The following is a 20640-nucleotide window of genomic DNA, read 5'->3' on the forward strand; positions in this document are numbered from 1 at the left end:
ACCTGACTCTGCTTTAAGAGCTTTTCCTTTTCGCCCCACGAATGCACTAATTTTCACAAATGTGTTTTGATTTGCGTATTCGTGGTTTCTATAATTCAAATGCGGTTCCTTGCTCAGGATAAATAATTTGTAATCCTAGCGCGTTATTGTTACTCAGCTGACCTTTGATAATTACCTCATTCTGACCGGTAGGTTTGATATGGGTGATGATGAGCTTTAAATCCCGCATATTTTCTTTACCTGCCAGGATCGCGAGTTTTTCCATTTCTTTCATCATCCAGTTTGGTGTTAAATGACCAAACAGTTTGTTATCCGGTTGCTCATTTGGATAAGACACTTCCAGGAATATCCCTGTTAACGTTTTTGCTTTGATTAGGGGAGCAATTGTTTCCCAAACCTTTTGCAGTTTCGTTGATTTTTCAACCTCATCCGGGCCGGTATCTCCAAAATACAAAACCTGTTTTCCATTATTTTGAATTAAAAAAGCAGCGCCTTCATACGGATTTCCGTGGCTCAATGAGAAAGTTTTTAATGTCATTTCTGTATTTTCCAGAGGGATCTCCTGGCCTTCTGACAATGGTTTGTAAGTATATTTTTTCAAAGGATTAATACCTTCACTTCCAAAATTCGGCCAGCTCTGCCAGTTGAAATAGTGGTTTTTTATAATTTCCAGACATTTTGGAAATGCATAAATAAACTTCGCAGTATCCTCAGGCGCATTGGTGATCATACCTGAAACATGATCAAGATGTGCGTGAGTAATAAGAAATCCTTTGATAAAACTTCTTGAAACCTGATCTGCCGTAGCAGCGAACGCGCCATTGGCAACTGCCACTTCAATTCCCTGACGAACCGTCCCACCATCCAGACAAACATAGGCCTGGGAATTTACAGGCGCGATCATGTATGCCGAAAGATTTCCTTCCGCGCCGCCGCCTTTTACACCAAGCGGCACCACATTAAACGCCGATTGCGCCTGACTAACTGAAACAATAATCAGGTATAAAATTGAAGTTAAAATCAGGTTGTAAATCCGTTGTCTCATGATGATTTGGATTAAGAGGTATTGTAAAAATAAAATCCTTCACCCTAAAAGTACGGATGAAGGATTTATATTATTGTTTATTTAAAACTCAATTCTACATTTTGGTAACCAAAAGTCAAATCTGAAACCTTAAAATGATACGGTATATCGCACGGATACGGCGCGGCCTGGTAAGTTGTAACCACGTTTTTCGTAATAATTCTCATCAGTTACATTATTTACTTTCAAAGCCAGTGTATGTTTTTGAGCGATTTTGAAAGCGGCTGTAAAATCAATAACCATGTATTTAGGATAATCAATAACCGGATTAATCGGATCAGTATAATCAATATCCATACGCGTTCCAATCGAACGACCTGATAAACGCAGACGCAGCCATTTCAAATTATCATATTCCAAACCGTAGTTGAACGTGTTTTTAGCTACATTTTGAATATCGCGGGTAACTTTTGATTCGTCTGTACCTACAATATCTTCTGTTGCTTTGAACATGGACGTTGCATTAACAAAAGCTCTTAACGAATACCTGTAATTGGATAACGCTCCAAAATCATACGTCACTTCTGTTTCCAAACCATTAATTTCTGCATTCGCCGCGTTGACAAAAGTCGCACGGGAAACGATCACATCTTTATTGGCAAGCGGCTCATTTACCGTTTTGATCACCTTGGCAATCCGGTTCGTTACCTTGGTTGAAAAATAAGTAACGTTTGCAGAAAGACCCGCCTTCGGTTTGTTAAAACTCAATCCCAGATCCCAGCTCAGGCTGCTTTCATTTTTCAGATCCGGATTCCCGGCCGTCACCGCAATTCTTCCTTTTGAATCACGCACTTCATTATATCCCGCCACGCTGTAAGCGTCCGTGGTCACAAAAGCGCGGCCGATTGTTCCTTTTACGCATAAAGTCGGAACCAGTTCATAACTTATGCCAAGACTTGGGCTCGTGAAGGGATTCGTTTTTTTACCCGATTTGTAGGTTGGCAAGAGTGCTGTTTCCTTTACATCAAAGGTAATATTGTCATAACGAACACCCGGCTGCACAGTCAAGCGACCGAAATTCAACATGGCTTGTGCAAAAAATGCAGAAGAAATTAATGCATAGGCTGGTTGCGTTGGCGCGCGTTCCGTTGTATCATTTGTCCAGCGGCGACTTTCAGTGGAAGAATTCAAATAATCATATCCAACAATTAAAGAATGGTTTCCAATCGACCAGACATCTTTTACCTGAATCCCTTTCCAATTATTTCCAAGTTCAGCAGAGCGGAAAGGCACAACAGGTTTGCCGGAAACATTGAGTGTATAATTTTTCGTATTTTCTTCCGAAGTAAACACCTTCAAGCTTGGACTATGATTCCCAATTTTCCCGGTAAGTGAAACATCAAAAGCTGCACGATCAACGTCTTTGGTACTGGCTTCTGTACTTCCCGAAGAAATTTCTCCCGGCGATTCTACATTTTTCGCCTGGAATTTATCACCACGGATATCAATTCTCCAATTGTCATTTAACTGGTAACCCAATCTCAAAGAACCTGTAAAATAATGAAGTTTCGTGTAAGGTCTCGTCGCGCCGTCCGCCAGTGTTTCATCAACATCCTGAACAGGTTGAGCCGTATAATTTTTCCGAACTGTATTATAATCAAAAGCATCCCTGAACAAATTCCATTTCCCAATCTTGTAATTTTTTGATCTTTCAAAATAAGAAAAGGACATATCGTAATCCAGCTTTTTGGTCAAATTGCCTCCTGCATTCAAGCCAGCCTGGTAAGACTGAAAGCTACCGTATTCCAGAAAACCGTTTCCTTTTGTGTCTCCTTTTGATCGTTGGGTAATAATGTTGATCACACCACCCATTGCCTGAGAACCATACAGTGATGAGGCTGGGCCTTTCAAAACTTCAATTCTTTCAACACCGTTCAGATTGATTTGAGACAAATTGGTTGCCCCTGCCGCACGTCCGTCAATCAGTAACAAAGTCCGCTGATTTAACCCTGAAAACTGAGGACGAAAACCACGGATACCGATACCCGATGATAAATTTGGATATTGAATTACATCCACTGCGGCCGTTTTCCGCACGATATCCGTCAGGTCATTGGACGGTGTCATTTCAATATCCTGACGCGTAATTATATCCAGTTTTTGCGGAATTTTTTCTTTCCGCGTTTCATAACGTGTTGCGGTTACGACCACAGGGTTCAAAATATTTTCTCTTGTAGAATCAGATAAAACCACTTCCTGCGCTTGCGCGGAGAAAGTGGCGGTCATGGCTAATAGACCTGCAAACGTGAGTTGATGAATGGTTGAGTGGTAAAAATTGCAATTCATTGGTATGGATATGTAAAAATAGATTTTTATCTGGGCGAGCCGAAAACAGAAAAAATGCGCTGGAAAATTAGTCCTGAAAAGCGCCGTATAGTGTGATCAATCCAATAATGATGGAGAAAGTCCCGACTACATAATTGATAATTTTCAAAACAGAATCCCGTTTTGCAGCAAATTTATTAATGGAGAAAGCGAAGAAATATCCATAAGCCGACATGGAGAAAATGATCCCGAAACTTTGTAGAATGATGATCCATACAGCCGTATAAGCATCACTTGCAGCCAAGGTTAATGCAACTGCACAAGCACCACCCGTTCCAGCCAGTCCATGTACCATACCCACCCAAAAAGATCGACTGAATTTTTGTTCTGTTACCGGTTGAGCTACCACATCAGGCTTTCTGAAATTCCGGCGAAAGGCAACAATTCCAAGCCAGATCATCAAAGGCCCGATTACCAATTCGACCTTTTCAGAAACATTCAGAGAGATTGTTGATTTCAATATCAAAACCAGACAAGCAAAGAGAATTAGCGTCAATGAATGCCCAAGCGCCCAGTGCGACGACCGCCAGATTAACTTCAAGCGATCTTTTGGTTTTTGATTTTTTTCAGTTGCCAAAACAGAAACCGCCGCCATATGATCCGGCTCAAAAGAATGCTGAACGCCCAGAAGAAGAGAATCGATAAGTAAATAATTGATCATTTCCTTTCACATAAGTTATTGAGAAAAACCCGTTTATCACATTACGGGCAACTTATGGAAAATACAATACGAAGCAACCTGACAACAAAATACCGCTGTCAAACCAGTAACCTCACGCCTTTTTTCCCGAAAGCATTCCGAATATGATGTTAAATGGCAGGTCTTCTGGCTCGTTCAGTCAAACAACGCCTTCCCGGGAAATTAATTTTGAATTTTGAGTGAGTGAATGATAGAATGTTGGAGCGCGCCAGATTTTGGCATTATCAACCATTCACTCATTCTATCATTCATCATTGCTCCCAGTGGCAAAAATGTTGTGACTTTTTAGTGAACTTACAGCAGCGGGTACTACTCCGGATTTTCACCGGATTCCCTTTTAAGTGTAAAGTAAATATTACTTCACACACCACTTAACGGCTGCAAACTTACTATTAAATTTTATAGATGATTAAATTAATTTGTAACCTTTTTAAAATCCGCCAATAACGACAAACTCAATTCTTCATGTAATTTTGTCGCGTCGACCGTTCGCGCTAAACTGCAAATCCAATGAAATACAGAATCCTCTACCTGCTCTTTTTATTAATTCCTCTGCTTTCAAACGCTCAAAATTCAGCAATGCCCGACACAGGTTGGGTAAGAAAAAATTATCAGAAAACGGAACAGTTTATTGAAATGCGGGATGGTGTGAAACTTTATACCGCCATTTACACACCACGCGATACTGATGAAAAATACCCGATTTTGATGCAACGGACGCCTTACTCCTGTCGCCCCTATGGTGTGAATAATTACCGTCCACGCATCGGTCCGAATAGCATTTTGATGAAAGAAAAATACATTTTTGTTTATCAGGACGCACGTGGCCGTTATAAAAGCGAAGGGAATTTCCGTGAAATGACACCGGCCATTGACAATAAAAAAACGAAACAGGATGTCGATGAATCCAGCGATACTTATGATACCATTGAATGGCTTTTGAAAAATACGGCTTCCAATGGCAAAGTGGGGATTTATGGAATTTCCTTTCCTGGTTATTATTCCTCGGCAGCCTTACCTGATGCACATCCGGCTTTGAAAGCAGTTTCCCCGCAAGCACCAATGTCAGATGAATTTCTAGGAGATGATTGTAACCATAACGGCGCATTTTTCCTGATGGATAATTTCGGATTTTACAGTCACTTTGATGGTCCGAAAAGTGCGAACGGAGAAAGTTACAAACCATTTTTCAATGCTGATTTCAGCGATGCTTATCAATATTTCCTTGATTTCGGTCCGTTAAAAAAAGCGAATACAAACGCTTATTTTTCTGACCCGAAAAGTGTCTGGCGACAAGTTACTTCTCACGATACTTATGACGAATTCTGGCAATCCAGAAATATCAAAAAACATTTGAACAATATTAAACCAGCGGTAATGGTTGTTGGTGGCTGGTTTGATGCGGAAGATTTGTACGGCGCTTTAAAAACGTATTCGGCGATCGAAAAACAATCACCAAACAATAATACGAGATTGGTTATGGGGCCATGGACACACGGCGGCTGGGCTTCTCCAAGCTGGAAATCGTTTGCAGATTATCAGTTTGGCGCAGATTTAAACCAATTCTACCAAAACGAAATCGAAACCAGATTTTTCAATTTTTATTTGAAAGATAAGGGAGAATTTAACCAGGCCGAAGCAACGGTTTTTGAAACGGGTTCTAACCAGTGGAGAAATTATGATGTTTGGCCGCCAAAAAACAGTCAGCCGGAAACATTTTATTTTCAATCCAAAGGAAAGCTTTCAGCTGAAAAACCAAAAGCAGCGAAAGCCGTTACCGAATACATTAGCGATCCTGCCAAACCTGTTCCGTATACCAACGAAATCAGCGGCGATCGAAATAATAAATACATGGCCGAAGATCAGCGTTTTGCGTCCCGCCGCCCGGATGTAATTTATTTCCAAACAGATTCATTAAGCTCAGACATGACTTTGACAGGAGAAATTACAGCAAATCTTTTTGTTTCAATTACCGGAACGGATGCTGATTTTGTTGTAAAAGTGATCGATGTATGGCCGGATAGTGTACCCGCACAAGTACAGCGCGGACAGCCGAAGCCAATGGACATGAGCGGTTACCAGCAAATGGTACGTGCAGAAGTATTCCGTGGAAAATTCCGTAACAGCTTCTCAAAACCGGAGCCATTCTTAAAAGATAAAGTTGAAAAAGTGTCGTTCAAATTAAATGAAATTGCACATACGTTTAAAAAAGGTCACCGCGTAATGGTACAAATCCAAAGCAGCTGGTTCCCCCTGGTTGATCGTAACCCACAAAAATTCATAAACATCTTCGAAGCCAACGAATCCGATTTCCAATCCGCCAAAATCACCGTCCACCACGACCTAAAAAACAGTAGCAACGTAATATTGCCTGTCCTGAAATAGGTAGTTAATAGGTTACACAGAGGGCCACAGAGTAAATAAGAGATACACAGAGTTTTTCTTGGTCTCCGAAACAAAACCTCTGTGTACCTCTTTTTAGCTCTGTAGTTCTCTGTGTAACCTTAAACGTATGCAAAGTTCTCATTTCCTCATTTCAGCTCCTTCCAGTAATTCCGGTAAGACCACCCTTACCCTCGGCCTTTTGCGGGCTTTGAAAAATAGAGGGTTAACGGTTCAACCTTTCAAATGCGGGCCGGATTATATTGATACACAACACCATACAACCGCATCAGGAAATCCAGGGATAAATCTGGATACTTTCATGGCTTCGGAGGCTCATGTCCGCGATATGTATAAACAGTATTCTGAGAAAGCCGATGTTTCAGTAACCGAAGGTGTTATGGGACTTTTTGATGGTGCCGATAAAATGAAGGGAAGCAGCGCGGCGATTGCTGAGTTACTGGATATTCCGGTGATCCTGGTCATTAATGGGAAGTCTATGGCTTATTCTGCTGCGCCTTTGCTTTATGGTTTTAAAAATTTCTATAAAGGAATTCGTGTTGTTGGCGCGATTTTCAACTTTGTTAGCACCACTTCGCATTACCGGTTTTTACAGGAAGCCTGTGAGGAAGTTGGTATTGAGGCGTTGGGATATTTGCCAAAAAATGATGTACTATCAATACCTTCCAGGCATCTGGGATTACACATTTCTGCTGAAACGGATTATGAAAGAATTATTGAAAAACTGGCTGAGGAGATTCCTAAAACGATAAATATTGATCGGTTACTGGAAATTTCTACGAGAGATATTCTTCCCAAAATAGAATCAAAAGCCATATCTCAAAATTCTGTTTCAGCAAAAAAATATAAAATAGCTATCGCCCGGGACGAAGCTTTTACTTTTACTTATCACCAAAATATTGAAGTACTTTCTTCTTTTGGGGAAGTCGCATTTTTCAGTCCGATTCATGATAAGGAACTTCCTGAAACGGACTTCCTGTACCTGCCTGGCGGTTATCCTGAATTGTTTTCAGATGCATTAAGCGCAAATAAATCAATGCTTGAAAGTATTCAATCGTATTGTTTAAATGGCGGATTAACTTTTGCGGAATGTGGCGGTTTGATGTATTTGGGGAATGAAATTATTACTTCCGAGGCCTTCAATTATTCAATGGCAGGCATTTTGGATTGCTCGACTTCTATGGAAAATTCTAAATTGACATTGGGTTATAGAACCATTCTTTGGAATGATCTGGAATTGAAAGGACATGAATTTCATTATTCCAGATTGGTGGAAAATGCTTTGCGTGCTGAATCTGTCATTATTAAAAATGCCAAAGGAATTGAGGTGGAAACGCAGCTTTTCCGAAAACTGAATACGTTTGCTTCTTATGTGCATTTGTATTGGGGAGAGCGATTTGAGTTTATTGAATACTTATTGAAGAATTTCGCGTCTAAAGGTTTCACGCAAAGTTACCCAATAAGGAATTTTGTTTCGTGATTAATAACTTTATGAAAGCTCTCTGCAGCAAAACCGTTACTGTAATGAATTTGAATTCATCGCAAAGCAGGTAAGCGGACGCCGCGCGGTTAAAACGCGAAGAACGCTAAGCTTTCTCTTTGCGGACTTTACGTTTTACCCTTTTTTGTTTTGCGTGAAAATACAACACACACAACTTAAAATCTAAAAATGAACAAAGACGACACACTATGGAAAGGCATACTCGAAAATATCTGTGATGATTTCCTAAAATTCTTCTTCGAAGATGCCGAAAAGCTATTCGATCTGGAAAGAGGTTTTCAATTTTTAGACAAAGAACTCGAACAACTTTTCCCAACCGAAGAAATCGAAGCGCCGAAGTTTGTAGATAAGCTTGTGAAAGTTTTTACCAAAACAGGAGAAGAAGACTGGATTTTAGTACACATTGAAGTGCAGGGATATGATGATAAGGATTTTGCCAAACGGATGTTTACCTATTTTTATCGCATCCTCGACAAGTATGGAAAGCCGGTAACAGCCATCGCCATATTCACAGATGCGAACAGGAAATTTCATCCCGGTGTTTACGAATACAAATATCTCGGCTCAAAAATTATTTACGAGTTTAATACGTACAAAATTATTGAGCAAGATGAAACCGCGTTGATTGCAAATGAAAACCCGTTTGCCATCGTTGTATTAACAGTATTATTGGCACTAAAAAAGAAAAAGCTGGATGATGAAAATTTGTTTGATCTGAAATATTCGCTGGCCAAAAATTTATTAAAACGAAAGATTTCAAAGGAGAAAATAGATGATCTGCTAATCTTTTTACAACGTTACATAACCTTTGCAGATCAAGGATATAATGTTAAATTTGATAAAGAAATTGGAGAGCTAACCGGAAATCAAAAAAGTATGGGAATTAGAGAAATGGTAATTGATAACGCAGAGAAGAAAGGCAAACAAAGAGGAAAAGAGGAAGCGAAATCTGAATTTGTAATAAGATTATTAACAATGAATCAATTTACAAATGCTCAAATCGCACAAATGGTTAATGATTCCGAAGTTTTTGTCGAAACTATTAAAAATACTTTGAAGTAAGTTTCAAATGAAATAATAGAACTAGTGATACACCAAGCTGAAATGAAAGGTATTCTTTCGGCTAAATATACAATGGTTACAAGTTTATTAACCCAAACAAAACTTACCATTCCTGAAATCGCCAAAATCGTTGACGTCAAAGAAGCAATCGTACAAACATTAGCAATACACTGAATTAAACACCTTACACACCATCAACCTAAAAAGACTCCCACCCCGGAGTCTTTCTTTTTATCAACAAATGCAATAAATTTTCACGCAGAGCAGGTAAGAAAAAAACGCAAAGAACACAAAGAAAAGCTTTGCGACCTTTGCCCCCTGACCTTCCCTCCTTTGCGTGAACCCCTTGAAAACCTATGTCAGAAATTAAACGCCAACGTATCACCCGCGCAGACGGGAAAGCCATCAATCTTGTACAGCGCCGGGGACATCTGTCTTATTGTTATAACGCTTGCTGCTGCGGTCGCGTGGATCGCGGGTATGCGCCTATTCCGGTTGAATTGTACAAAAGTGAATGGCTGCGCCGGAAAATGCGGAATGTGGTACATATGACAAAAGGCGGTTGCCTCGGTCCGTGTACGTTGGCAAATGTGGTTACGCTTTTGTTTGACGGGAATTCTGTCTGGTTTCATTCGGTGAACAGCGACTGGCAGATTATTGCTATTTTTGATTATATCGACAGCATGATCGCGGCTGATCGTTTCCTGGTTCCGCCAGCAGAATTGTCTGAAAATGTATTTCAGTTCTATACCTGGAAAGGCTCGGAAGCTTCAACAAAAATCGGACAGACTCCCATGCCGACGGAAGGAATTGTTTTCCTTACCCATGCAGATACCGATCTGTTAACCCTTCACCGAACCATTCAGGATTTGCCGGATGATTTCCCCAAAACATTAGGCATTAACCTGATGGCCGTGAAAAGTGAAGCGCAGATGGAGCAGTTGCTCGATGGTGAAATTGCGGCGGCACAGATTATTATTCTCCGGATTCTCGGTCGGCCCAGTGCTATTCCGGGGTTTAATGAACTGATCAATCGGGCTAAGAAAAACGGTCAGCATCTTATTGTCGTCAGCGGAACGGGTGATTTAAATCCTGATTTTGCAGCCGCTTCTACGGTTTCGCCAGCGATTTTGCATGATGCGATGTTATATCTCCAAGCCGGTGGTTATACCAATTTCACTTCGCTGCTTTATTACCTTTCTGATCATTTGTTGATGACAGGTTTTGGCTCCGAAATACCGGTTACCTTGCCCGAACATGGTATTTATCATCCGGAATTACCCGAAAACGCTGATCTTTCTGATTGGCTTAAACGATATAATCCAGACCAGCCCACTGCCGGAATTACTTTTTACCGCTCGCACTGGACGAGTGGCAATACTGCTTTTGTTGACGCGATGGTCGGCGCTTTGGAAGATCGGGATATGAATGTTTTACCCATTTTCACCTCATCGCTGAAAGTGACCGATCCGGTTTCGGGACAACCCGTTGCTTTCCAGTTTTTCAACGGAGAAAAAGGGGTTCAGATTGATGTTTTGGTCAATACGCTTTCCCTTGCGATTACCGATATTCAAAAAGCCGGTTCTGATCATACCGGCGCCGAGAAAGCATTAAGTCAGCTGAATGTGCCGATTATGCAGGCCATTTCCAGTACCATGAACCGCAATGCCTGGGAATCTTCCAGTCGCGGGTTGGGTACTTTGGACACCGCTATGAATGTCGCGATTCCTGAATTTGACGGGCGGATTATCACCGTTCCGATTTCTTTCAAGGAAAAAGACAGACAGGCAAAAGGCTATGAAGCGCTCGACAACCGCATCGATCGCGTGGCCGGCATTGCGCTGCGTTTTGCCCGTTTGCGTCATTTGAAAAATTCGGAAAAGAAAATCGCATTCATCTTTACCAATTCCAATACCAAAGCTTCCCAGATCGGGAATGCGGTTGGGCTGGATGCGCCGGCTTCGCTGATGCATATTTTGCATGCGATGCAGGCAGAAGGTTATCAGATTAAAAACCTGCCGGCTACCGGGACGGAATTAATCCATCAGTTAATTGACCGCTGTTCTTACGACCAGACTTACCTCACACCAGAACAGCTTTCCAATGCTGCCGGTCAGGTTTCGTTTGATCAATATGCTGGCTGGTTTGATGAATTACCGGAAGTTTTACGTAATAAAATAACCAAACAATGGGGACAGGCACCCGGCGAAACCTATGTCCATGACGGCCATATCGCCCTCGCCGGATTGGAACTTGGTAATGCCTTCGTAGCCTTGCAACCGCCGCGCGGATATGGTATGGATCCGGATGCCATTTATCACCAGCCGGATCTCGCGCCGACGCATCATTATTATGCACTATACCGCTGGCTACGTGATGGCTGGGGTGCCGATGCGATTGTGCACGTAGGAAAACACGGAACGCTGGAATGGCTTCCGGGCAAAGGGATCGGGTTGTCGGAAAACTGTTTTCCGGATGCGATTCTGGGTGATCTGCCGCTTTTTTATCCTTTTATTATCAACGATCCCGGCGAAGGTTCGCAGGCGAAACGCCGTGCCCATGCCGTGGTGGTTGATCACCTGACGCCACCCATGACTTCCGCGGATAGTTATGGCGAACTGGCGCAGCTGACCCAGCTTGTTGATGAGTATTATCAGGTGGAAACGCTTGATCCTTCGAAATTGCCTTTGCTGCAAAGACAGATCTGGGAGCTGATCAAACAGACCAATCTGGATGCCGATCTGGCTGCCATGCTGAGCCGTGACCATGGCGATCACAAGCACGATTGGGACGATGATATGACGCCCGAGGGTGTGCCGGCGAGTCTGGCGGAGATGGATGGAAAGGATATTGCCCACCTGATCGAGGACATCGACGGGTATTTGTGTGAACTCGGCGCGGCGCAGATCCGTAACGGTTTGCACACGCTCGGACAAATGCCGGAAGGTGACGCGTTGATAGATATGCTGCAAGCACTGACCCGGTTGCCCAATGCCACGGTGCCGGGTTTACAGTCGGAAATGGCTTTGCTTTTTGGGTTTGAAATAGAAGATCTTTTGCAGAAAAAAGGTCAGAAAATAGATTCGGTTTCGCCGCAGTTTCAGTCGCTGGCCGGTCGGCCGGTGGTGACGGCGGCGGATGCGATGGAAATTATTGATGAGCTGAACAATCATTTGTTCCGGATGCTGGCCCAACACCGTTTTCATCCAGAATCCATCGATCAGGTTTTGTATGAAACGCTGGATATGGCGCCTTCGACGACTGGTTTGGCAGGTATCCGGCTGGTGCTGGAATTTGTCTGTACCCAGCTGGTACCGAATCTGGCGCGGACGGATGAAGAAATTACCAACCTCATGCACGGACTTTCCGGCGGGTATATTCCTGCCGGTCCGAGTGGCGCGCCTACACGTGGCATGGCTCATATTTTGCCAACCGGACGAAATTTTTACGCCGTAGATCCGCGCGCACTTCCGTCCAAAGCGGCCTGGGAAGTGGGCCAGCAGCTTGCACGGGAAGTTCTGGATCGTCACCTGAAAGAAACGGGGCGTTATCCTGAAAGTGTCGGGATCAGTATCTGGGGCACTTCGGCGATGCGTACCCATGGGGACGATGTGGCGGAAGTGCTGGCGCTGATGGGCGCCCGGCCGGTATGGCAGCAGGAAAGCCGGCGCATTACCGGCGTGGAAATTATTTCGCTTAAAGAACTTGGCCGGCCGCGGATTGATGTGACTACCCGGATCAGTGGATTTTTCCGTGATGCTTTCCCGCATCTGATCGAACTGCTGGATGATGCCGTGCAGCAGGTTATCGCGCTGGACGAACCGCTGGACCAGAATTTTGTCCGCAAACATTATCTGAAAGATCTGGCTGAACTGCAAAAAGACAATGAATTATCGATTGAAGATGCCGAGGAACGGGCCAGTTACCGGATTTTCGGGGCGGCTCCAGGCGCTTATGGTGCGGGGATTTTGCCTTTGATCAATGAAAAAAACTGGCATGGCGATGCGGATTTTGCGCAGGCCTATGTCAACTGGGGCGGTTATGCCTATACGAAGAACGCGCAGGGTGTGGATGCCCGCAGCGAATTTCAGCAATGTCTTTCCGGCGTGGAGGTGGCGCTGCACAACCAGGACAACCGCGAACATGATATTTTCGACAGCGACGATTATCTGCAATTCCATGGCGGGATGATTGCGACCATACGCAGCCTTACCGGACAGCAGCCAAAACATTATTTCGGCGACTCGCAAAACCCGGCCCAACCGGTGGTGCGCGACCTGAAAGAGGAAACATTGCGTGTTTTCCGTTCAAGAGTTGTGAACCCGAAATGGCTCGACAGCATCAAAAAACACGGTTACAAAGGCGGACTGGAACTAACGGCGACGGTTGACTACCTCTTCGGTTATGATGCCACGGCGAACGTCATCGACGACTGGATGTATGAAAAAGTGGCCGAAACCTACGCCCTGGAAGCCAACATGCAGCAGTTTTTCGCTGAAAGCAACCCATGGGCCTTACACGCCATCGCCGAAAGACTACTCGAAGCCGCACAAAGAGGCTTATGGGCCGAACCTTCCGCTGAGGTTTTGCAGGGGTTGAAGGAGGTTTATCTGGAGAGTGAGGGGTTGTTGGAGGTGAGGGGGGAGTAAACCTGGATTTGTTATATTAATTACCCGGCTTTTTGGCTAAATATTGCCCGATGTATGTGTTAAAATCAGGCAGATTTTTATCCTCAAAAATGATAACAATCTGCTTGAACAACATGTACGCATATTGGTCGGCATTCTGCGCCATTTCATCGTAGTGCTCGGTGAAATACTTTTTTTCATCCGCATTTTCAGGAATCGGATTCTTTAATTTGGACAGCACAATTTTGGCGATCCTGTAACATTCCGCCATTTCCTTATCTTTTCCCTTCGCCCTCCAATATAATAAAGCCATCACATTGGCATCGTATTCATTGTCATATTCATTATCCTTACGGACATGCGCATTGAACTGCAACCCATGCCCTACTTCATGCGGCAGGAAAAATCCATAAAAATACATAGCAGCCAACTGCTCACCTTCTTTTTTTCCGCCCATTACCTGGGTACAAAAGTCTTTGATCGGTTTTGGTGCCGTAGGCCAGTGAGGCAGGTAAATACGGTTTGTTCTTTCAAGATAATTCCCGCTGAACAGATTGTCCTTGACTATCGTTTTCAGCCCATTAAAACTCACCTGGCTGTCCACTTTTATTACACGACTTTCAAAATCCGCGATGATCAGATCACTGTCGTTTCTCAAAAGTACAGAATCCGTATAAAGCTTAAATACATTCTTTTGAGCAAAAGTGACATTGACCAGGCCCAAAAAGAGAAACAGGAATAATCTCATTTTCATATGGTGATATATGCTGATATTTAAAACTGTATCACACATCACTGACGATACGATGAAAGTAATGTCTATGACAATGATAGAAATTAAATAATCCGTTATAAAGGGTTACTTATTAAACGGTTACAAAAATTTTAAAGAGATACTGAAAACTGGATGTACGAAAAAGTAGCAGAAACCTACGCCCTGAATGCGAACATGCAGCAGTTTTTCGCCGAAAGCAATCCATGGGCCTTACACGCCATCGCCGAAAGATTACTCGAAGCCGCACAAAGAGGCTTGTGGGCCGAACCGTCCGCTGAGGTTTTGCAGGGGTTGAAGGAGGTTTATCTGGAGAGTGAGGGGTTGTTGGAGGTTAGGGGGGAATAAACAGTCATACCTTTAACTCCACAGGTTTAATCATACAAACTGATTCACTCAAGCTCCTCCTGCACTTTTTTGGTACCCTTTAAATAAGATATGAGCGGCAAGAATTGTTAAATCATAAAATGATTATTTTGCCATTTTGTATACAGGATCTTGAATACCATGTAATTTAGAAGTTGATCTAATATAAAGTACGTTTTTATCTTCACTTCTTTGAATTTCCATAGTTCCCCATTCAGGACTAGTTCTCTTAAAGTAATCATAGACTCCTGATCCAGCTTCTGGATTAGACTCATTCATAAAAATTTTCCCTTTATATGTATCTGTATCATTAGAAGCGATTGTAAAAATATTAAGGATGTTAGGATGTTCAAAAGTAAACTGAGTGGAAGTTCCTTGAATCAAGGTTCCATCAAGTTGATAATGCTTATAAGTACCTTCCCAAGGCTTAAATAGTTTTTCACATCTTTTTCTTCTAATAAGATATTGACCACCAAAAATAATCAAGGACGCAATGATACTGCCCAAAACACCTAACACAATAGACTCTAACATTTTATCATTTTTAAAAATCAAATAATATTTAAATGAGTTGAAAATTTTACAACTATAATGCAAAACAAACTCTAAAAGACCTCGCCTATATAGTAAGCAGAATGCAACTAATCCAAAAAATAAATGTAAATAGATATAAAGATTATTTCTGCGAAAAAGCCGGAATTTTGACTGTTTTTCCCGAAACCTGACACTTATAGAATCTAAAACTGGATCGTATAAGGAAAGTGCTAGACGAGCCCTATTCTGATGGTTTTCAATAAAAATGATAGATTGACGAATAAAACTATAAGCAATAGTATTTATCACTATTATTAATAATAAAAGTAGATTTTGAATGATCTCTTCAACGTTGTATTCTTTCAAAAATCCAAATGTTAATATTCCAACATTTAAAGTTAGAACTAGGTTTGAGAAGCTTTCACGCCTACTTTCAAGTTTATCTATTCTATCATATTGAAGTTGATGGTACATGCTAAAATTATCCATAACACAAAATTTATTTGAGAACCTTTTGACCGAATTATGTGATTCTAGCCAATATAACGTAGCTAGCTTTTTGATTCAATCATATTGAAATTCAATTCAAGCCTATTGTATCGTGCCATCACTATGACATCAATTAGATTACTATATTCTTTGTCAGCAATGTCTTTAAATGTGATCCTTAATTGAAGTTTGGGCTTAGTACCCACTTGGCCCAGCCTTGCTTCAAGCTCAGTGCCATTTAGTCTGATGCCACAGCAAATTAAATACTTATTTGGTAGGGAAATTTTTTGGGAGCTGTCCTTCGGAATAAATTGGATTGACTGTTTTTCAGGCTCAAAATCCGCATCATAATAATAAGTGTTGCTTATTGCCTGTATGACTGCTTGTTTATCATAAACCCAATTCAATTTTACATCCTTAGCATTTCCTAATCCTATATTATAAACTTCCAAATATGGCACGATAACATTTTTGTTAACTGTAATCATTCCCATGAATGGTAATCCATTAGATAACATAGTAGGCGCACTATCAGTAAGTTCAAATTCATCATTTTTAATTAGTAGATTCGGTTTGTTGCTTTGAATACTTTGAACGTATTGCAAATAGATAAAAATAATAGCAAATGTTCCAGTGAGGGCAGCGAAAGAGGTGAAATAGTGGTCAACTTTATCATCATTAATTTTTAGGTCAAAGCTGATGTCTCCACATTCTCCCCAAAGAAAAGCTACGGTAAGTAACAAAAGAGAAATGATTAAAAACAATATCAAACGATGTATTGGCAATTCATTTCTCATCAAATATAAGTTTAAACATTGATATCACTTAGTAATAATAATTAGTTTCCAAGTCCTGATCATGCTTTTTTCTAATTCCAAACTAGCTTTGAAATTGATATTATCTACCTTAAATTCTTTTTGCTTCTTAATAGCTTCAATCAACCCTGAGGGAACATTTTGATCAATCGAATAGAAGGTTTTTTTAGTAATATCAGCAAAAGAGGAAAGTGCTTTCGCATTTTCCTCAGAGTTGTTAATGTTTAAAACAAGCTTCAATTCTTCAACATATTCTTCGTTCTTACTTTCTAAGTAATAGGCCAAATTGTTCTCCATTCCATTAACAGATGATTGTTCTCCAATTGGAAAGTAAAAGGATAAAGAAATCCATCCCATGTAATCCTTCTTCCATTGATTCAGCTGACCAATACCATTTTGTGATAAAATGGCGCTTAAAGTTTCAGGATTTTGAAATTTTTCAATTTTAACAATTTTGGTAACTTCCTTTGTTGATTCTGTTTCGTCTTTAATTATGTTTTTTGTTAAAATCCACCCATGATGGCTGTTTGATAACCACTCTGGATCTACGACCGAAATTTTTGACCAATCTCCAATGATACTATCCTGAGTAACTTTAACAGAATGATCGACGGTTGCGTACTGAGTTTTCTTTAAAACTTCCGTAGCTTTTTCATTTATTAATTTTGAGAATGTTTTACCAGGACCAGTATATATTTCAATTCCATCACCTTGAATACCGTATATTTTTGGAGCAACGGACTCTTTTATTTCTTTATCATCTTCAATCCCTGATGGAGCCTGTGTTTTTTTCGAAGTGCATGAAAGGGTAAACGTTAAAAGTAAAAGTAGAAGGTTGAAATTTTTCATAATAGTAGATATGTCTAACAAAAGTGCTGTCCTGTATTTTTGACTTGTAACCAAAGCCTATTTTTCAAAATACCCTTTATAAACCAACACCTTACCAGAATAATCAAGCGTAATAGTAACCCTATCTCCATTATTTTTAATGCAAGTTTTACACCGATCCCCGAAGCTATCTTTGGCATTTAATCCGCATAATGGATCGTGTTGATTTCCTGAAATGATTGTGTAGATAATGGATTCGCCATTATTGAAATCCAATTTCCATTTGGTAGAACTTGGATCAACGATAAATGTAGCAGGTCTCAATAAATCCTTTCCAAGACACTCAGTAAGGATGAATTTATAAGTTTTAGCTGCACTGGAAGAATTATCAGAAATCTCTGAATTAGAAGTTGTATATGTTTTTGTTCCTTTTGGTATTTCTTGTTTCTTAAAAATGTTAACAACTTGAAGCAAGATTATAAAGGCACAAATTCCAATAACCCATTTTCCCAGGTTTGATTTATTTTCTGACATTAATAAAGAGGGTAACGTTGAATCGTAATAATACAAATTAAATCGGATATAGCCACATTCAACTTACTTAATGGTTGCACCAAGAAATATCGTAAACCATATTGCAAACCTACAAAAAAAGGGAAACCTTACGGAATCCCGGATGACTCCTACTAGCAGTTCGTGACTGGGTTCAGAATCCATTACAAATATGATAAATATCCTTGATAATCTGGTGGTTCGATAAGTAAATGAACAACGCTTTAATGGTTATTCAACCACCCAACTATTCCCACCATCGCATACTTTCTAATCAAACCATTAGCATCAATTCCCTAAAATCACAGATTATGCTTGGCAAAAACACCTGACTGCAATCCAGCATTTTGCTTATGGTTACAATATTCATGGACGAGATTTCCCTATCCGATTTCACCCTAACCAAAACGCTCCAGCTGCTGAAAAACAGGAATTAGCGACTGGCCTTTTTCGGTCAGTACATATTCAATGTGCAAAGGTTTTTGTTTGATCACATTTTTTTGCAGCAGTCCAACGACTTCCAGCTCTTTTAAGGCAACGGCCAGTGTTTGTTTGTTAGCGCCCTCAATCTGGCGAAGCAGGCTGCTGAAACGCAAGGTGCCGTCCACAGCGAGGCGAAATATTTCAGGCTTCCATTTCCCGGAAAGCGACTTTAAAAGTGCCTGGGCAGGACAAGTTTCATTGGTTATCCCTTCGTTTTTAGTAGTCATAAATATCTGACTTATTGCGCACTCAAAATTAAGTCCTCAACTTTACCCAAAGATAAAAATAAACTGTGTCGGGTAATCCACTACCGGCAAAAGTAACTTATCCAATCACAGTTTCCATAATGGAAATTTCAGTTACCAGGCTTAAAACAAAACGAAAATGCAAGAACAGATAAATCCTTTATTATGCGACATCGAAAGCGGTCTTTGTGAAGTTCCCGTTGATCAAAAGGACACCACAGCCCTTGAAACATCAAAAGTTATTAAAAAGCCCTTATCCATAACGTATTATACAGACCCGATTTGTTCCTCCTGCTGGGGAATTGAACCGCAATTGCGAAAGCTGAAATTAGAGTATGGAAATGATTTTGAAATTGAATATAAAATGGGCGGTTTGCTCAAAGACTGGAGTTATAACAGCGGGCAGATCAGCAAACCGTCGGACGTAGCAGGGCATTGGGACGAGGTAAGTGTGCATTACGATATGCCCATAGACGGGGATATCTGGCTGGAAGATCCCCTCGATTCATCCTATCCACCGTCGATTGCATTTAAGGCGGCTCAGATGCAAAACACGGAAAAGGCCCTTTTATTTCTGCGTGAGATCAGAGAAATGGTCTTTTTGCAAAAGAAAAATATCACCAGCTGGGAACACCTGGAAGCGGCGGCTGCAAAAGTAGGCCTGGACAGTGTACAATTAAAAAATGATTACGAGGGAAAAGCAGAAATACTATTTCACGAGGATGTACAAGTCGGGAAAGAATCAGGTGTCAGAGGATTTCCAACAATGATTTTTACCAATGCAGCAGGAGAACAGGAATTCGTATATGGTTCGAAGCCTTATAGTGTCCTTGAAAGTGTAGTGCTTAAACTTTATCCGGCAGCAACAAAACTGATCTATCAAACGGATTGGAATTCCGTCTTTTTGAAATACAATTCATTAACAGCGAACGAGTACGCCCAAATAACAGGAACGGAAAGAACTCAGAGTGAGCATATTTTAAACGGCCTGGTTGCTGAGGGAAAATTAGAAAAGTTCAGTACGAAAAATGGAGTCATGTGGACAGTAAAGAATATCGCTAAGTAGCTTTTGGCCATTAGCTGTTAGCGTTTAGCGCTGTAATCGGATGATTGATAAGTCATTGCAAAATCAATAAAGTTAACTATTTTTTGCTGCTGCTTATTTAAGTGATAGCCGGGTTATGAAAAACATAAAAACTGAAAATATGGAACAAAACCAACTTCCCGACGCAGAAACACTGAAAGAGCAAAAAAAGATAAAAAACAATAAACTGATCAATGCATTCCTTATTGGCATCTGTATAGGCATTACCGTGTACAGTGCGGTGAAAAATGGTTTCGGCTTTTTTACGTTTTTTCCATTGATTTTAGCGTATTTGCTGTTTCATAAGAGAGAAAAAATCAAAATATTATAAGTCAGAAATTCAATGCAAATCAATTTAACAGTAGTTTTTAAAAGCAAACCTGAGCATATCGAAGACGTACGTGCCATGCTTTTGAACCTGGTTGAAAAATCAAGAGAAGAAAAAGCCTGTCTGCAATATGACCTGCACCACGGTACAAAAAATCCCGAAATTTTCATTTTTCACGAAATATGGGAAAGCCAGGAAGGTCTGGACCTGCATGATCAGCAGCCTTACATCAAAAAGCTTGTTGCAGAAATTCCGGCATTAATTCAGGAACCAGCCGCGATTTACCATACGGAATTGTTGAATCTGTAAGAGGAAATGTTTAAGAACTCCGGTATATTTTGGTATGCCGGAGTGTTTATGATCTAGCCTATGATGCTTTTTCTGAGGCGTCGGAAAAAAATCAAACTGACTTCCAACCATCACTCTATTCCGGTAATCATT

17 protein-coding genes and 1 riboswitch are annotated in these 20640 nt (G+C 41.0%); of the genes, 8 read left to right on the forward strand and 9 right to left on the reverse strand.

Translation table 11 applies throughout. The features are described from left to right. Positions 1 to 88: 88 nt before the first annotated feature. The 3 genes from AC1XUO_RS16240 to AC1XUO_RS16250 all read right to left on the reverse strand — a co-directional run bounded on the left by AC1XUO_RS16240 (position 89) and on the right by AC1XUO_RS16250 (position 4070). On the reverse strand, positions 89 to 1045 hold the full coding sequence (locus tag AC1XUO_RS16240; protein ID WP_483330821.1) for an MBL fold metallo-hydrolase: 957 nt from the start codon (positions 1043 to 1045) through the stop codon (positions 89 to 91). Between the two features lie 129 nt (positions 1046 to 1174). Next, on the reverse strand, positions 1175 to 3370 hold the full coding sequence (locus AC1XUO_RS16245; RefSeq protein WP_483330822.1) for a TonB-dependent receptor plug domain-containing protein: 2196 nt from the start codon (positions 3368 to 3370) through the stop codon (positions 1175 to 1177). A 67-nt stretch (positions 3371 to 3437) separates the two neighbouring features. Next, positions 3438 to 4070, reverse strand: coding sequence for a hypothetical protein (locus AC1XUO_RS16250; RefSeq protein ID WP_483330823.1), 633 nt, complete (start codon positions 4068 to 4070; stop codon positions 3438 to 3440). 138 nt (positions 4071 to 4208) lie between these two features. Further along, positions 4209 to 4496, reverse strand: a riboswitch (cobalamin riboswitch). Positions 4497 to 4619: 123 nt separating this feature from the next. On the opposite strand from AC1XUO_RS16250, the gene AC1XUO_RS16255 reads away from it, so the two are divergent. The 4 genes from AC1XUO_RS16255 to cobN all read left to right on the forward strand — a co-directional run bounded on the left by AC1XUO_RS16255 (position 4620) and on the right by cobN (position 13724). Next, the gene (locus tag AC1XUO_RS16255) at positions 4620 to 6494 is read left to right on the forward strand and encodes a CocE/NonD family hydrolase (RefSeq protein WP_483330824.1); all 1875 of its coding nucleotides are present in this window, start codon (positions 4620 to 4622) and stop codon (positions 6492 to 6494) included. Positions 6495 to 6621: 127 nt separating this feature from the next. Next, positions 6622 to 7992 (forward strand): cobyrinic acid a,c-diamide synthase CobB, encoded by a 1371-nt coding sequence (locus tag AC1XUO_RS16260; protein ID WP_483330825.1) that lies wholly within the window; start codon positions 6622 to 6624, stop codon positions 7990 to 7992. A 189-nt stretch (positions 7993 to 8181) separates the two neighbouring features. Further along, a complete protein-coding gene (locus AC1XUO_RS16265; RefSeq protein ID WP_483330826.1) occupies positions 8182 to 9075 on the forward strand; it encodes an RpnC/YadD family protein in 894 nt (297 codons plus the stop codon). Positions 9076 to 9431: 356 nt separating this feature from the next. Further along, entirely contained in the window at positions 9432 to 13724 is a 4293-nt protein-coding gene (gene cobN, locus AC1XUO_RS16270; protein ID WP_483330827.1) for a cobaltochelatase subunit CobN, read from the forward strand. 16 nt (positions 13725 to 13740) lie between these two features. Here the strand turns inward: cobN and AC1XUO_RS16275 are convergent, their stop codons facing one another. Next, the gene (locus AC1XUO_RS16275; RefSeq protein ID WP_483330828.1) at positions 13741 to 14451 is read right to left on the reverse strand and encodes a hypothetical protein; all 711 of its coding nucleotides are present in this window, start codon (positions 14449 to 14451) and stop codon (positions 13741 to 13743) included. A 159-nt stretch (positions 14452 to 14610) separates the two neighbouring features. Here AC1XUO_RS16275 and AC1XUO_RS16280 point away from each other — a divergent pair, with 159 nt between their 5' ends. Beyond that, complete coding sequence (locus tag AC1XUO_RS16280) at positions 14611 to 14823, forward strand: cobaltochelatase subunit CobN (RefSeq protein ID WP_483330829.1); 213 nt, start codon at positions 14611 to 14613, stop codon at positions 14821 to 14823. 123 nt (positions 14824 to 14946) lie between these two features. Here AC1XUO_RS16280 and AC1XUO_RS16285 read toward each other — a convergent pair whose 3' ends face one another. From AC1XUO_RS16285 to AC1XUO_RS16305, 5 genes are all read right to left on the reverse strand, one after another. Continuing rightward, positions 14947 to 15864, reverse strand: coding sequence for a hypothetical protein (locus tag AC1XUO_RS16285; protein WP_483330830.1), 918 nt, complete (start codon positions 15862 to 15864; stop codon positions 14947 to 14949). A gap of 62 nt (positions 15865 to 15926) precedes the next feature. After that, entirely contained in the window at positions 15927 to 16661 is a 735-nt protein-coding gene (locus tag AC1XUO_RS16290; protein ID WP_483330831.1) for a hypothetical protein, read from the reverse strand. 24 nt (positions 16662 to 16685) lie between these two features. Next, positions 16686 to 17528 carry a hypothetical protein gene (locus AC1XUO_RS16295; protein ID WP_483330832.1) on the reverse strand — a complete coding sequence of 281 codons (843 nt, stop codon included), beginning with the start codon at positions 17526 to 17528 and terminating at the stop codon, positions 16686 to 16688. 57 nt (positions 17529 to 17585) lie between these two features. Continuing rightward, on the reverse strand, positions 17586 to 18041 hold the full coding sequence (locus AC1XUO_RS16300) for a hypothetical protein (protein WP_483330833.1): 456 nt from the start codon (positions 18039 to 18041) through the stop codon (positions 17586 to 17588). Positions 18042 to 18457: 416 nt separating this feature from the next. Continuing rightward, on the reverse strand, positions 18458 to 18769 hold the full coding sequence (locus tag AC1XUO_RS16305) for a winged helix-turn-helix transcriptional regulator (RefSeq protein WP_483330834.1): 312 nt from the start codon (positions 18767 to 18769) through the stop codon (positions 18458 to 18460). 157 nt (positions 18770 to 18926) lie between these two features. Here AC1XUO_RS16305 and AC1XUO_RS16310 point away from each other — a divergent pair, with 157 nt between their 5' ends. From AC1XUO_RS16310 to AC1XUO_RS16320, 3 genes are all read left to right on the forward strand, one after another. Next, complete coding sequence (locus AC1XUO_RS16310) at positions 18927 to 19853, forward strand: DsbA family protein (RefSeq protein ID WP_483330835.1); 927 nt, start codon at positions 18927 to 18929, stop codon at positions 19851 to 19853. Positions 19854 to 19992: 139 nt separating this feature from the next. Further along, the gene (locus tag AC1XUO_RS16315) at positions 19993 to 20202 is read left to right on the forward strand and encodes a hypothetical protein (RefSeq protein ID WP_483330836.1); all 210 of its coding nucleotides are present in this window, start codon (positions 19993 to 19995) and stop codon (positions 20200 to 20202) included. 12 nt (positions 20203 to 20214) lie between these two features. Further along, the gene (locus tag AC1XUO_RS16320; RefSeq protein ID WP_137338544.1) at positions 20215 to 20508 is read left to right on the forward strand and encodes a putative quinol monooxygenase; all 294 of its coding nucleotides are present in this window, start codon (positions 20215 to 20217) and stop codon (positions 20506 to 20508) included. The last annotated feature ends 132 nt before the right edge of the window (positions 20509 to 20640 follow it).

This window comes from Dyadobacter sp. HNCC25DJ186 (genome assembly GCF_056895235.1).

What these genes read in the sequence shown, in the direction of transcription:
- AC1XUO_RS16245 (WP_483330822.1), bottom strand. Translation starts at nt 3,370, where the DNA reads ATGAATTGCAATTTTTACCACTCAACCATTCATCAACTCACGTTTGCA.
- AC1XUO_RS16250 (WP_483330823.1), bottom strand. Translation starts at nt 4,070, where the DNA reads ATGATCAATTATTTACTTATCGATTCTCTTCTTCTGGGCGTTCAGCAT.
- AC1XUO_RS16255 (WP_483330824.1), top strand. Translation starts at nt 4,620, where the DNA reads ATGAAATACAGAATCCTCTACCTGCTCTTTTTATTAATTCCTCTGCTT.
- AC1XUO_RS16240 (WP_483330821.1), bottom strand. Translation starts at nt 1,045, where the DNA reads ATGAGACAACGGATTTACAACCTGATTTTAACTTCAATTTTATACCTG.
- AC1XUO_RS16310 (WP_483330835.1), top strand. Translation starts at nt 18,927, where the DNA reads ATGCAAGAACAGATAAATCCTTTATTATGCGACATCGAAAGCGGTCTT.
- AC1XUO_RS16275 (WP_483330828.1), bottom strand. Translation starts at nt 14,451, where the DNA reads ATGAGATTATTCCTGTTTCTCTTTTTGGGCCTGGTCAATGTCACTTTT.
- AC1XUO_RS16320 (WP_137338544.1), top strand. Translation starts at nt 20,215, where the DNA reads ATGCAAATCAATTTAACAGTAGTTTTTAAAAGCAAACCTGAGCATATC.
- AC1XUO_RS16315 (WP_483330836.1), top strand. Translation starts at nt 19,993, where the DNA reads ATGGAACAAAACCAACTTCCCGACGCAGAAACACTGAAAGAGCAAAAA.
- AC1XUO_RS16305 (WP_483330834.1), bottom strand. Translation starts at nt 18,769, where the DNA reads ATGACTACTAAAAACGAAGGGATAACCAATGAAACTTGTCCTGCCCAG.
- cobN (WP_483330827.1), top strand. Translation starts at nt 9,432, where the DNA reads ATGTCAGAAATTAAACGCCAACGTATCACCCGCGCAGACGGGAAAGCC.
- AC1XUO_RS16290 (WP_483330831.1), bottom strand. Translation starts at nt 16,661, where the DNA reads ATGAGAAATGAATTGCCAATACATCGTTTGATATTGTTTTTAATCATT.
- AC1XUO_RS16300 (WP_483330833.1), bottom strand. Translation starts at nt 18,041, where the DNA reads ATGTCAGAAAATAAATCAAACCTGGGAAAATGGGTTATTGGAATTTGT.
- AC1XUO_RS16295 (WP_483330832.1), bottom strand. Translation starts at nt 17,528, where the DNA reads ATGAAAAATTTCAACCTTCTACTTTTACTTTTAACGTTTACCCTTTCA.
- AC1XUO_RS16280 (WP_483330829.1), top strand. Translation starts at nt 14,611, where the DNA reads ATGTACGAAAAAGTAGCAGAAACCTACGCCCTGAATGCGAACATGCAG.
- AC1XUO_RS16260 (WP_483330825.1), top strand. Translation starts at nt 6,622, where the DNA reads ATGCAAAGTTCTCATTTCCTCATTTCAGCTCCTTCCAGTAATTCCGGT.
- AC1XUO_RS16285 (WP_483330830.1), bottom strand. Translation starts at nt 15,864, where the DNA reads ATGGATAATTTTAGCATGTACCATCAACTTCAATATGATAGAATAGAT.
- AC1XUO_RS16265 (WP_483330826.1), top strand. Translation starts at nt 8,182, where the DNA reads ATGAACAAAGACGACACACTATGGAAAGGCATACTCGAAAATATCTGT.